At 41.7% G+C, this 13,366-nt stretch carries 12 protein-coding genes and 1 pseudogene; all 13 read right to left on the minus strand.

Features of this window, described 5'->3' with window-relative positions:
• Position 1 precedes the first annotated feature (1 nt).
• Positions 2–3,073, minus strand: a complete 3,072-nt coding sequence (locus ODU50_RS03480; RefSeq protein WP_398581317.1) for a GBS Bsp-like repeat-containing protein — start codon at positions 3,071–3,073, stop codon at positions 2–4.
• A 73-nt stretch (positions 3,074–3,146) separates the two neighbouring features.
• Positions 3,147–4,190 (minus strand): annotated as a pseudogene (locus tag ODU50_RS03485) (LPXTG cell wall anchor domain-containing protein).
• Between the two features lie 16 nt (positions 4,191–4,206).
• On the minus strand, positions 4,207–5,058 hold the full coding sequence (gene rfbD, locus ODU50_RS03490; protein WP_105121787.1) for a dTDP-4-dehydrorhamnose reductase: 852 nt from the start codon (positions 5,056–5,058) through the stop codon (positions 4,207–4,209).
• 54 nt (positions 5,059–5,112) lie between these two features.
• Positions 5,113–6,159, minus strand: a complete 1,047-nt coding sequence (rfbB, locus tag ODU50_RS03495; protein ID WP_024385627.1) for a dTDP-glucose 4,6-dehydratase — start codon at positions 6,157–6,159, stop codon at positions 5,113–5,115.
• A gap of 360 nt (positions 6,160–6,519) precedes the next feature.
• On the minus strand, positions 6,520–7,005 hold the full coding sequence (locus ODU50_RS03500; protein ID WP_105153557.1) for a phosphoribosylanthranilate isomerase: 486 nt from the start codon (positions 7,003–7,005) through the stop codon (positions 6,520–6,522).
• Entirely contained in the window at positions 7,005–7,598 is a 594-nt protein-coding gene (locus tag ODU50_RS03505; RefSeq protein WP_105121789.1) for a dTDP-4-dehydrorhamnose 3,5-epimerase family protein, read from the minus strand. The genes ODU50_RS03500 and ODU50_RS03505 overlap by 1 nt, the downstream gene beginning before the upstream one ends.
• Positions 7,598–8,467: a glucose-1-phosphate thymidylyltransferase RfbA gene (gene rfbA, locus ODU50_RS03510; protein WP_044762008.1), complete on the minus strand. Its 870-nt coding sequence runs from the start codon at positions 8,465–8,467 to the stop codon at positions 7,598–7,600. The genes ODU50_RS03505 and rfbA overlap by 1 nt, the downstream gene beginning before the upstream one ends.
• Before the next feature lie 108 nt (positions 8,468–8,575).
• The gene (locus ODU50_RS03515) at positions 8,576–9,400 is read right to left on the minus strand and encodes a ZIP family metal transporter (RefSeq protein ID WP_105121790.1); all 825 of its coding nucleotides are present in this window, start codon (positions 9,398–9,400) and stop codon (positions 8,576–8,578) included.
• Positions 9,401–9,575: 175 nt separating this feature from the next.
• Positions 9,576–10,370: a Nif3-like dinuclear metal center hexameric protein gene (locus tag ODU50_RS03520; RefSeq protein ID WP_105153556.1), complete on the minus strand. Its 795-nt coding sequence runs from the start codon at positions 10,368–10,370 to the stop codon at positions 9,576–9,578.
• Positions 10,360–11,043, minus strand: coding sequence for a tRNA (adenine(22)-N(1))-methyltransferase TrmK (locus ODU50_RS03525; protein ID WP_105153555.1), 684 nt, complete (start codon positions 11,041–11,043; stop codon positions 10,360–10,362). The genes ODU50_RS03520 and ODU50_RS03525 overlap by 11 nt, the downstream gene beginning before the upstream one ends.
• Before the next feature lies 1 nt (position 11,044).
• Positions 11,045–11,719, minus strand: coding sequence for a DnaD domain-containing protein (locus ODU50_RS03530; RefSeq protein ID WP_105153554.1), 675 nt, complete (start codon positions 11,717–11,719; stop codon positions 11,045–11,047).
• 9 nt (positions 11,720–11,728) lie between these two features.
• Positions 11,729–12,670 (minus strand): homoserine O-succinyltransferase, encoded by a 942-nt coding sequence (metA, locus tag ODU50_RS03535; RefSeq protein ID WP_105153553.1) that lies wholly within the window; start codon positions 12,668–12,670, stop codon positions 11,729–11,731.
• Between the two features lie 103 nt (positions 12,671–12,773).
• Entirely contained in the window at positions 12,774–13,286 is a 513-nt protein-coding gene (locus tag ODU50_RS03540) for an adenine phosphoribosyltransferase (protein ID WP_002937136.1), read from the minus strand.
• Between the last annotated feature and the right edge of the window lie 80 nt (positions 13,287–13,366).

Below are 13,366 nucleotides of genomic sequence, written 5' to 3' on the forward strand. Positions count from 1 at the left end.
TCTACTTTCCCTCAACAGCACCGTACCAATTCATTACGCCTTGTGCCAATGCTTTCGCAAGGCGAGTGTGGTAAGAATCTTGTTTGATAACTTGCAACTCCGAAGGATTATCCATAAATCCTAGCTCTACTAGAATAGCAGGAATTGCTGTCTCACGAAGGACTGCAAAAGTTTCTCTTCTTACGCCACGGTTAACTGCACCTGTTTCCTTAATTAAACTCTCCTGAACCTTGTTAGCTAAAATCTCACTTTCAGCTAAACGAGTAGGGTTATTATGCATTTCTTTATTAATTTTAGGTTGGTATTCTGGATTATATTGATACCAGTATGTTTCGATACCAGTCGCATTCGAAACTCCTGCTCCCGTCGCATTAAAATGAATACTAATAAATAAATCTGCGTTACTTGCATTCGTCATTCGTGAACGCTCTGTTTTGAAGTCTACATCATAATCACCTGTACGGGTCATCAAAACATTGATTCCATATTTCAAGAGATTTTCACGCAACTTATTTGAAACAGACAATGCAAGATTTTTTTCATGTACGCCACCGTAAGAAGCGCCCGAGTCTCGCCCTCCGTGCCCTGGGTCAATATAGACTGTGTAGGATCGCTGTGCCGACGGATTTGATAAGTGAGTCGTTGTACCACCTGCACCTGTTAGACCACCACTTGAGTCCTTATAATATAAGTGAACGCTATAAGTACCTATACGGTATTTATGGTCCTTCTTATCGACAGTTAACTTATAACTGCCATCTGATTGACGAGTGGCTTCATACCAACGTATATCGTCTGACTGGGACCAGGTAGGTAAGAGAACACTTGATATATCTTTCGGTGACGAAACATTAGTAACACGAACATCAAAGGTACCTTGGGCATCGTTACGATTTTCAATTGTGATGGTGCCTGTTGGCTTCGCTTCTGATAAATGAGTTGTTGTTCCACCTGCACCTGTCAAACCACCATTTGAGTCCTTATAATATAGATGAACTGTATAAGTACCTGTGCGGTACTTATGGTCCTTCTTATTGACAGTTAACTTATAACTGCCATCTGATTGACGAGTGGCTTCATACCAACGTAAATCATCCGTCTGGGACCAAGTAGGTAAGATAACACTTGCTATATCTTTCGGTGATGAAACATTAGTAACACGAACATCGAAGGTACCTTGGGCATCGTTACGATTTTCAATTGTGATGGTACCTGTTGGCTTCGCTTCTGATAAATGAGTCGTTGTACCACCTGCACCTGTCAAACCACCATTTGAATCCTTATAATATAAATGAACCGTGTAGGTACCTGTGCGGTACTTATGGTCCTTCTTATTGACAGTTAACTTATAACTGCCATCTGATTGACGAGTGGCTTCATACCAACGTAAATCATCCGTCTGGGACCAAGTGGGTAAGATAACACTTGAGATATCTTTCGGCGATGAAACATTAGTAACACGAACATCAAAGGTACCTTGGGCATCGTTACGATTTTCAATTGTGATGGTACCTGTTGGCTTCGCTTCTGATAAATGAGTCGTTGTACCACCAGCACCTGTCAAACCACCATTTGAATCCTTATAATATAAATGAACCGTGTAGGTACCTGTGCGGTACTTATGGTCCTTCTTATTGACAGTTAACTTATAACTGCCATCTGACTGACGAGTGGCTTCATACCAACGTAAATCGTCCGTCTGGGACCAAGTGGGTAAGATAACACTCGCTATATCTTTCGGTGATGAAACATTAGTAACACGAACATCGAAGGTACCTTGGGAATCGTTACGATTTTCAATTGTGATGGTGCCTGTTGGCTTCGCTTCTGATAAATGAGTCGTTGTACCACCTGCACCTGTCAAACCACCATTTGAATCCTTATAATATAGATGAACCGTGTAGGTACCTGTACGGTACTTATGGTCCTTCTTATTAACAGTTAACTTATAACTGCCATCTGACTGACGCTTTGCTTCATACCAACGTAAATCATCCGTCTGGGACCAAGTAGGTAAAATAACACTTGATATATCTTTCGGCGATGAAACATTAGTAACACGAACATCGAAGGTACCTTGGGCATCGTTACGATTTTCAATTGTGATGGTGCCTGTTGGCTTCGCTTCTGATAAATGAGTCGTTGTACCACCTGCACCTGTCAAACCACCATTTGAATCCTTATAATATAAATGAACCGTGTAGGTGCCTGTGCGGTACTTATGGTCCTTCTTATTGACAGTTAACTTATAACTGCCATCTGACTGACGAGTGGCTTCATACCAACGTAAATCATCCGTCTGGGACCAAGTAGGTAAAATAACACTTGCTATATCTTTCGGCGATGAAACATTAGTAACACGAACATCAAAGGTACCTTGGGCATCATTACGATTTTCAATTGTGATGGTGCCAGTAGGTTGTGTAACATTGACCGAACTGGAAGCTGTACTGACTCGAGCACTTGGAACACTTGTAGAGCCATTCGAACTTCCTGCAATCGTATTGGAAGAACTTCTGGTCAGCGAATTCGAAGTACTACTTGTTGTACCTGCTGTCAAACTAGAATTAACCGTTGAGCTTGTAGTAGTCGAAGTTGCTTCCTCCTCAATTTTAGACGAGATTGTATTGCTATTATTCAAAGCAGTAGGCTTCTCAGCCGCGCTTACGACATCCTTCTTCCATTCGAAACTATAATCTGATAAGGTCTGAAAACTTCCATCTGTTAATTGTGCCGTTAACTTCAGCGAAAAGACTTGGTCTTCCTCCGCAAATGCAGACCGATCCAAAACCGCTACGTATCTACCTTGCTCATCCATTGAGAATGCGACAGTAATGCCGCTATTTGTTTCAGAGCGAAACTGGGCTGTAACACCAATAATTTCCCCTTGAATGTTCGACAGAATAGCTTTAATCTGTCCAGCCTCATCAACGACAGATAACTGCCCGCCAGTTTCAGCAACCTGAGATGAAGAAACTTGACTAGATGGGGCATTTACCACATCCGCTTGAACAAGCTGAGCATTCAACGCGGATGCACACAAAGAAAGAAATAACAACGTTCTTTTTTTCACAAATATCTCCTTTATGTATTTCACATGTAAAAACAACTATATTTCTCAAAATAGATGCAATTACACTAATCTTCTATTTTTCTTCTTGCTTCTTTGTCAATAACCAACCAGCAAAAATTGTTATGAGTCCTAGTACAGTTAATGGAAGACTAGATTTCCCTGAAGTTTTTGGCAATACCTTAGCATTATCATTTGGGATAACCTTTTTCTGACCTGCTTCGGAAATATTGCCTTTGCCTGTAGCTAAATCAGAAATCTGACCGCCCCCTTGACCTGGAACGGTCTGCAAATCATTTGAGCCATTTGTAGCGCTTTGACTTGTTTGTACCCCGGTATTTTCAGTCTTAGCTGTACTTTTATCCTCGACTTTTGATTGTAGACTAGCAGTTAGTTCTGCAATCTGTCGGTCCATTTCTGAAAAGTCATACGGAAATTTTGGTTGCGAAGCAGTTGCAAGAGCTTGACCATATCCTATAGTGGCAGATGTAATAGTTTCTAAATTAGAGTTTCCACTTTCCAACAATCCAGCTAATTCTTGTCCGGTTGCTTCTGCATAAGCAATATAATTATCAATCGCTGCCGACTCTTTATTCAGTAGTTCAACGATAACTTCTCTAGCGTATTTCAATGCAGCCAATTCTGCTTCAGGAGTACTTGCATCATCTTCAGCCTCGTACTTAGAAACTATAGCCGCTGCTTCTTCTCTTCCGCTTTTTCCAGCGACTGTAAGTGTCTCAAATAAGTAATGGTAATGTTGGGCTATGCTACCAATTAAATTTGCTTTAAGTTCATCTAAAACAACAGCTTACTCTGCTGTTAAGCTTGCCTTCAAGTCTGCAATTTCTTCATCCCATGCAGCTTCAGCACTACCCGATGCCGTTTCTTCCATCATTCCCTCAAGAAACGCTAATCCATATTCTTGCATATCGATAGTCATTTTAGCTTGAATATATTCACGTACGGCAACTTTTTCATCATCAGTTAAATGATAGGTCGTACTTTGACTTGTCTCTGCTGCTACAACTGGAACAGCTCTGGACGGTAATGTAGCACCTCCTAGTAAAGCCAGAAAAATTCCTGACATCAACAACGACTTAACAATCGCTTTCTTTTTCATACACATCTCCTGTAAACTATTTCTTTTCTTGTTTGTAAAATGCTTCCAAAGCTTCTTGCCAAGTTGGGATGACAAAGCCTGTGGCTTTTGCCTTGTCCAAGCTCATGGTTGAGTTGAATGGACGTTTTGCCTTAGCTGGGAATTGGCTAGAATCCACTGGCAATACCTTGGTATTGGTATCCTTGAGGATTTCCGTAGCAAAGTCAAACCAAGTCGTATCTTCTGCTGCATCGTTTGACAAATGATAGTAGCCAAATGCTTGCTTGGTGTCCACCAAGTGTACCATGAATTCCGCAAGTGTGCGTGTCCAGGTTGGGCGACCGTGTTGGTCATTGACAACCGTCAAAGTATCGCGGGTTTCCGCAAGATTTTGCATAGTGAAAACAAAGTTTTTACCGTAGTTCCCAAAGACCCAAGCCGTACGAACAATGTAGAACTTGTCTGCAAACTTCTCAACTGCTTCCTCACCCAAGCGCTTGGTACGACCGTATTCAGATTGCGGATCTGGTTGGTCATCTACTTGCCACTCTTGACCCACTGGCAAATCACCATTGAAGACATAGTCTGTAGAGATATAGACAAGGGTTGCACCGTATTTAGCAGCTACCTTGGCAACATTTTCAGAGCCTGTTACATTAATCTTGTAGTTGAGTTCTTTGCCTTCATCTTCTGCCATATCAACAGCTGTGTAGGCTGCACAGTGGTAAACAACGCTTGGCTTAACTTCTGCAAAGAAGGCATCCACCTTGTCTGCATCCGTGATGTCCATTTCTGCTACGTCAGCGGCAACGTACTCAACACCACGCTCATCCAAGAGATAACGCAATTCTGTTCCCAACTGACCATTTGCACCTGTAATTAAAATCATATTTGCTCCTTATTTCAAGAAAGGCTTGGGCAAGAGCCCTAGCCTTTAATAGTCTTATTTAATAACTTCCTGTGTCTTAGCATAGTTGGCTTCAACTGCTTCTTTTTCAGCCTTCCACCAGTCTTGATTGTCTGTATACCACTGGATTGTTTCTTCCAAACCTTGAGAGAAGTCTGTGAATTGTGGTGTCCAACCAAGCTCGTCACGAAGTTTGCTTGCGTCAATAGCATAGCGCAAATCGTGTCCTGCACGGTCCGTCACGTGGTCGTAAGCATCTTTTGGTTGACCCATTTTTTCAAGAATCAATTCAAGCACTTCTTTGTTGTTCTTCTCACCGTCAGCACCGATTAAGTAAGTTTCACCCATACGGCCTTTTGTCAAGATTGCCCAAACACCAGTCGAGTGGTCGTTGGTATGAATCCAGTCACGGACGTTTTTACCCTCACCGTAAAGTTTTGGCTTGATACCTGCCAAGATGTTGGTGATTTGGCGTGGGATGAATTTCTCGATGTGTTGGTATGGTCCGTAGTTGTTTGAACAGTTGGAAATGGTTGCTTTGACACCAAATGAACGCACCCATGCTTTGACAATCAAGTCTGAAGCAGCCTTGGTTGATGAGTATGGTGATGATGGGTTGTAGTTGGTTTCTGCTGTAAATTTCTCACCTGGACCTTCGCCATGACCTGGCAAATCTTCACGCAAAGGAAGGTCACCGTATACTTCGTCAGTCGATACATGGTGGAAACGGATATCGTATTTACGAGCCGCTTCAAGAAGAGTATAGGTACCGATAAAGTTGGTATGGATGAATGGGCTTGGATCGTTGAGAGAGTTGTCGTTGTGGCTTTCTGCCGCATAGTGAACGATTGCATCTGCCTTAGCAGCCAATTTGTCAACCAATTCAGCATCTGCAATGTCGCCAACAACTAGCTCAACACGGTCACCAAGGATGGCTTCGATGTTAGCCTTGTTACCAGCATAAGTAAGTTTATCCAAAACAGTTACGTGAACGTCTGGATGATTGTTATAAACATAGTGTACAAAGTTTGAACCGATGAAACCAGCTCCACCAGTTACGATAATATTTTTAAATTGAGACATTTTTTTCTCCGAATTTTTCTTATTTTGATAGTTTCCTTAGGTAGTGGGGACGCCAGCAAACCTTCGGTTTCATGGCTAAATTTTGAACCTAAGGTTTCAAAATTTCCCTGCAAGATTACGTAAAACGTAATCTCGGAACCTGTATTCACAAGTGAAGTACTTTTATATAAGAGATAGTTTTTCGCTAATCAAGGCAGTTTTTTGAGGGAATACTGACTGTATTCTGAAAAAAACTAACGATGAGTAGCTGAAAAAATAGCCTTAGATGAACGTACTGAACTATGAATGCAGGTTCCTATTTTCACTACGGCGGAAACTATCGCTATTAGCTCGCTGTGCTCGCCCTTTTTGAATGATAGACTACTTCAAGATTTCTTTCATGTAAGCAATCTTGGCAAAGTCTTTTTGATTGTTATTTTCTGCTCGGTAGGAATCTTTTGAAGAGGCTTGGTAGATTTTTAGGTATTGTTCAAGTGTCGGTAGGTAATAGCGAACACCTGCTGTTTCTAATTCTTCCAAATCTTCTAGCTCTACACCAGCAAATTCAGGCAGTGAATGCAGGCCTCCGAATTCAACAGATAAGCCATCTTTATGAAATTCATGTTCGTGACGATCAACCAGGACATAGCCGAGTTGATTCATCATGGCAATCAGCTCATCTGCACGGTAAATCCGCTCCTCATCTGGCGCTTCCCATCCCCGTGGATCACTAGGCACATGAATATCAAGGTCCCTTGCCTGCCAATCTCGTCCTGTCTGCCTTTCCAGGCCGACAGAGCCCATCAGCAGGGGAGTGATCCCAAGCTTGTTTAACTGCTCTGCTATTTCTAAAAAGGCTTGAAACATTAGAGGTCCTCTTTCCTTAAAGGCTTAACGTCTTTGAGGAGTGGGTGGTTTTTATCTGCTTCTGAGACTTCTGCTTCTTCTAGGTTCTCCCATTTAATGTCGAGACTAGGGTCTGCGTAGTTGACAAAGGCATACTTGGGCTTGAGTTCCAAAGCCCAGTAGTCGTTAACCAAGTAGCTGTATGATACAAAGTCTGACAGAACTTGGAAACCATTGGCTACTCCGCGCGGAACGAAGATACCTTTTGAAGCATCTATAATAGTTTGATAGGTATTCCCAAAAGTCTCACCCTCACGAAGATCGACCCAAGTTCCCAAGACCTTACCACCGTCCGCCACAGAGATGTATTTATCCCAAGGCTCTGCATGAAGACCACGAAGAACGTTTTTGCGAGAGAAGGAAACATTATTTTGCAATTTTCCTTCTGCAAAGAAGCTTTCAGGGAAGCCGAGCGGCAACATTTTTTCCTTTTGGAAGTTCTCCTTGAACCAGCCACGGTTGTCACCATGAACAGGAATGTCAAATTCTAACATTCCGGGAATAGCTTCAACAGGACGAGCTGCTAGTGTTTTACCGAAAAAGTTTTCTGTCATTAGGCTTCTCCAATCAAACGGAGCAAGTATTGTCCGTATTCGTTTTTCTTGAGTGGCTGTGCCAATTCGTACACTTGTTCTTTTGTAATGTAGCCCATGCGGTAGGCAATTTCTTCCAAGTTTGCCACTTGAACGTTTTGCAAACGTTGAACTGTTTCGATGTATTGTGCAGCTTCCAAGAGACTTTCATGTGTCCCCGTGTCCAACCATGCAAAACCACGTCCCATCAATTCAACTGATAAATCACCTCGATCTAAGTAAGCCTTGTTTACATCAGTGATTTCCAGCTCACCACGTGGAGATGGTTTGATATTCTTCGCAATCTCAACGACATCATTGTCATAGAAATACAAACCTGTAACCGCAAAATTTGATTTTGGACTCTCTGGTTTTTCTTCGATAGAGATAGCATTCATATCTGCGTCAAACTCAACAACACCAAAGCGTTCTGGGTCTTTTACTTGGTAACCGAAGACAGTTGCTCCTTTATCTTTGCTTGCAGCACGTTGCAACATCTTGGTCAAGCCATTTCCATGGTAAATGTTATCCCCCAAGATAAGGGCTACATGGTCGTCACCGATGAATTCTTCGCCGATAATGAAGGCTTGTGCAAGTCCATCTGGGCTTGGTTGTTCTGCATATGAGAGAGAAATTCCCAACTCAGAACCATCACCAAGCATATCCTTGAAACGTGGTAGATCCTGAGGAGTAGAAATAATTAAGATTTCTTTAATCCCAGCCAACATGAGTGTTGACAATGGGTAATAAATCATTGGTTTGTCATAAATCGGCATCAGCTGTTTAGAAGCTGCGCGTGTCAATGGGTAGAGACGAGTCCCAGACCCACCTGCCAGAATAATACCTTTCATATAAGAGTACCTTCCATCAATTAATATCAGTTCATTATACCATATTTTTCATCATACTGTCATAAGAAAAAAGCCTGATAGCCAGACTCTTCTCAAATATACTTTAATTCACCCCAGGGCAACATCCAAAATCATCATGATGATAAAACCAGCCATTAAGCCCAGTGTTGCAATATCCGTATTGCCATTTGTCTGCGACTCTGGAATGAGCTCTTCTACAACGACAAAAATCATTGCTCCTGCCGCAAAGGAGAGGGCATAAGGTAAAATAGGTGTCATAAAGGTGACCGCAAAAGCCCCTATGACTGCTGCAATCGGCTCGACAATTGCTGACATTGATCCCCAGTAAAAAGCTTTCCACCTAGATGCACCGTCTGTACGAATTGGGATAGCCAAGGCTGCACCTTCAGGAATATTTTGTATACCGATCCCAATAGCAAGACCGATTGCGCCGATAAGAGCTGCTGGACTATAGTTAGAAGCAAGTGCACCAAATGTCACACCGACCGCCAAGCCTTCAGGAATATTGTGAATTGTAATGGCTAAGAAGAGCAGGGCTGTTTTTGATAGATTTTTTCTCTCCTTCTCACCGCCACCTTCTGCCTTATCTTTATCATTTCCCAAATGTAAATGCGGAACCCAGGCATCTACCAAGCGTAAAAAAATACCACCTGCTGCAAAACCTACTGCTGCTGGTATCCAAGCCAAATTGCCGTATGAACTTTCAGCATACTCAATCGATGGAGCTAATAAAGACCAAAAAGAAGCCGCAATCATAACACCTGCTGCAAAGCCTAGCATGGTGTCTAGCAAACGACGGCTAACTGTCTTAAAGAAAAATACAACGGCAGATCCCATAATCGTACAAAACCATGTGAATAAACCACCTAGCAAAGCCTGTAGAACTACAGACTGATTAGTAAACCAAGTCATAACTAACATCCTATCCTGTTTAATCTTGCATATCCTATAAATTAAGATACCCTAATTTATTATAAAATTCAAGCTTTTTCACTTAAATAAATAAGAAAATATCTAAAAAATAAAAGACCTAAAACTACATTAAATGTCGTCTTGGTCTTTCCATAATTAGGTACTGATTAATTTATCACAAATGTCTAAACGGATTGGTTGAAACAGTTGAAGGTAGAATTTCGACATCCCAACCTTCATTTGCCTTCCATGTTTCCAACAATTCAGCAATTTTCTTGATAAACAAGGCTTCGATATGATGACCTGGATCAATAGCCAGCAAGCCTTGTGTCAACATATCCTGACCCGTATGGTAGTAAATATCGCCTGTGATATAAACATCTGCTCCCTTGGCAAGAGCCTCATGGTAATAGGAACCACCACTGCCACCACAAATCGCCACACGGCTGACATATTGCTTGGCTTGATGCCCATAGGTCACTAGACGGACAGCATCTAGACCAAAGACAGACTTGACTTTCAATGCCAATTCTTCCAAGGTCTGCTCTGCTATTGTCCCCACACGACCAAGCCCCTGCCCCTCGGCAGTTTCAATCAAGTAGGTAGTATCTTGAATTTCTAATAGTTCACAGAACCAGTCGTTGAGACCACCCTCAACCACATCAATATCTGTATGACTGACATAGACTGCAATATTATGCTTAATCAAATCAAGATACATTTTAGTTTGCGGATTGTCAGCCACCAAATCCTTTATGGGACGAAAAATCGGGGCGTGCTTGACGATAATCAAATCCACCTTTTTATCAATCGCCTCTGCCACTGTTGTCTCACGAATATCCAGAGCCACCATGATACGTTGAATCTCTTTATTAAGGGTACCAATTTGCAGCCCTTTGACATCGCCTTCCATAGCCAAAGAAGAGGGGCAAAAGGCTTGATAACGCTCAATAACCTGACTAGCTAACATGGAGTACCTCCTGAATTTGTTGGATCTTTTGGGAAATGGCAAAGCGGTCGCCTTGGCGTTCAGATGGAACTTGTTCCAAAGCAAAACTTAATTTTTCAAGTTCTCTTCTCCACTTTTTGACGAAAACTGGTGAAGCCTCCTCTAGTAGATAGGGACCAAAACGATATTCAACTTCTGATAATCTCATCTGTCCTGATTCTGCAACGAGGATTTCATATAACTTGCCATTTTCTTCCAGAATCTTTTCAGCAACCAATCTAAAACCATTTTTTTCCAACCATCGACGCACATCATCTTCACGATTATTTGGCTGGAGTATCAACCGTTCAATGGTCGCAAGCTTTTCTTTTCCTGCTTCTAAGATTTCTGCAATCAAGCGCCCTCCCATACCTGCTATGGTCACGGCAGTCATCTGGTCAGACATCTCAAACGCACCTAAGCCATTTGCTAAACGGACTAGAATTTTTTCTGTTTGTCCCGCCTGCTCTACATTCTGGAGCGCTGACTGATAGGGACCTTGAACAACTTCCCCTGCAATGGCAAAATCAATACGCCCCTGCTCTACCAAAAAAAGAGGGAGATAAGCATGGTCACTCCCTACATCAACTAGACGTACCCCTTGTGGGACAAAACTTGCGACTGTTTCCAGCCTTTTAGATAATTTTGTTTCCATATCAATCTTTCCACATCCACATTGCATCAAGAAAGTCACTTGAAACAGTCACATTCTTAGGAGTCTGAATTTCTCTTTCTGCATTTTTCGCTTCTACTTGCGCAACTGTAGTAATTCCCTCACGGCGCCAGTTTCGTAGAATAGCTTGGATGTATTTCCAATTTGTTTTGTTGTTAAAAACAGCTTCTTTCAAGGCTGCACGAACCAAATCAATCGAAGTTTTGTCATCCTCAATAGTCTTCTGCAAATCTTCGATTTCAAACGGCGATAAAAAGCGACCCAATTCACGTTCAAAATCACCCACCAAGGTCTTCAAATCATTCTCTGGTTGCACAATCTCAACTACCTGTTTTGGAGTTAACAGAGCATCCAATTTTTCAAAAGCAGGAAGCGCATCGAATATCATTTCAATTTCACCAGCAATACTGATTGTCTTAAATTCTAAGAGTCCAGCATCTTGGAGATTTTCAATAGCTTGATTGACCTGGGCAACTGTTTTACCAGTAGCTTGAGCAATCTCACTAGGTGCTAATGATTCGATGGCTGAAGAATTTTGATAAAAGAAAAACTGCCAAATCAAAAAATCATCTGCCGACGGAAAAAGCTCTTGATAGTGGAATAATATTGCTGCTGGCAGGACCAAATGTCCCTGACGAAATTGCTGTGAATAGTTCATACTTCCTCTTTAAAGACTAGCTGACTGGGCTGATTGTTCAAAGATATGCCAGTCGTATGGAGTTTCTTGATAGACAGCATAATTCACCCAGTTGGTAAAGAATTGTGCTGCTGGTAAATTCCAAGAGAGAGATGATTTGCTTGTAGGGTCATCTTCTTTGAAATAATTTTCCGGTAAATGGGGATTTTTTCCAGCTATACAATCACGTTGGTATTCCTTAGCTAGGGTATCCCTATCATACTCTAAATGTCCAAAACTATAAATTTCTCTTAAATCCTTGCTGGCTAAAATGGATAGGCCAACTTCTGGACCTTGTGATAAAATCGTCAACCCACTCAGATGGGCAATATCTGCTTCTCTTACTTCCGTATAACGGGAGTGTGGTGAACGAAATTCATCGTCAAACCCACGCATAAGAGGGCTAGTTGGATTAGTCACTTCTTGACAATATACGCCTGATAGTTTTCGAGACATACTGTGTTTGGGTACACCATAGCGTGCATACAAACCAGCCTGTGCACCCCAACAAATGTGCAATGTTGAATAAACATGTGTTTTTGACCAATCAAAAACTTGAGTAAGTTCTTGCCAGTAATCAACTTCCTCAAAGGGTAAGTTTTCAACTGGTGCTCCTGTCACGATGAGCCCATCAAAATAGCTATCCCTGACCTGCTCAAAAGTCTTATAAAACTGCTTCAAATGGTCCGAGTGTGTATTTTTGGACTCGTGACTAGCCATGTAGAGAAATTCAACCTCTAGCTGTAAAGGAGTGTTAGCCAAAAGACGGAGCAACTGAGTCTCCGTCACTATCTTCTGTGGCATGAGATTGAGAATAAGGATTTTGATAGGACGAATGTCCTGATGACTGGCTCGGTCACTATCCATCACAAAAATATTCTCTTTTCTCAAAATTTCAACTGCTGGTAATGATTTTTCAATTTTAATTGGCATAAGCAACCTCCCAATTTTCTTATATTTATTATAAGACAGGTTGCTATACAATTCAATTAGAATAAAAATAGGACCAGTTATAAGTTTTGGCTATAACCTTAGATTAATAGTGCATCAAAACCTTGTAGTCGTAGTCGCCGATTGCTTCGCGGCCTTTCAAATCATCTAGCTCAATCAAGAAGGCACAGCCAGCAACGATACCGCCAAGCTTTTCAATCATTTCGATCGTAGCTTTTACAGTACCACCAGTTGCCAACAAGTCATCGACAATCAAGACACGTTGTCCTGGTTTGATTGCGTCTGCATGCATCGTCAATGTATCTACACCATATTCTTTTTCATAGTCAGCTGAGATAACCTCACGTGGTAACTTACCTGGCTTACGAACTGGTGCAAAACCGATTCCCAATTCAAAGGCAACTGGACATCCAACGATGAAACCACGCGCCTCTGGCCCAACAATCATATCGATTTGCTTATCTGTCGCATACTGAACGATTTCACGTACTGCATAGCTATAAGCATTTCCATCTGCCATCAAAGGGCTAATGTCACGGAATTCGATACCTTCTTTTGGATAGTTAGGAATTGTTGCGATGTAATCTTTTAAGTTCATTTGTCTCTCTCTTTTTAAAAATAATTTTTACTCTTCATTATACCATGAAATTGTTTTTTGGTACATTTCAGACCTATATC

Source organism: Streptococcus sp. 2020WUSS084 (assembly GCF_044427445.1).
GTDB lineage: Bacteria > Bacillota > Bacilli > Lactobacillales > Streptococcaceae > Streptococcus > Streptococcus suis.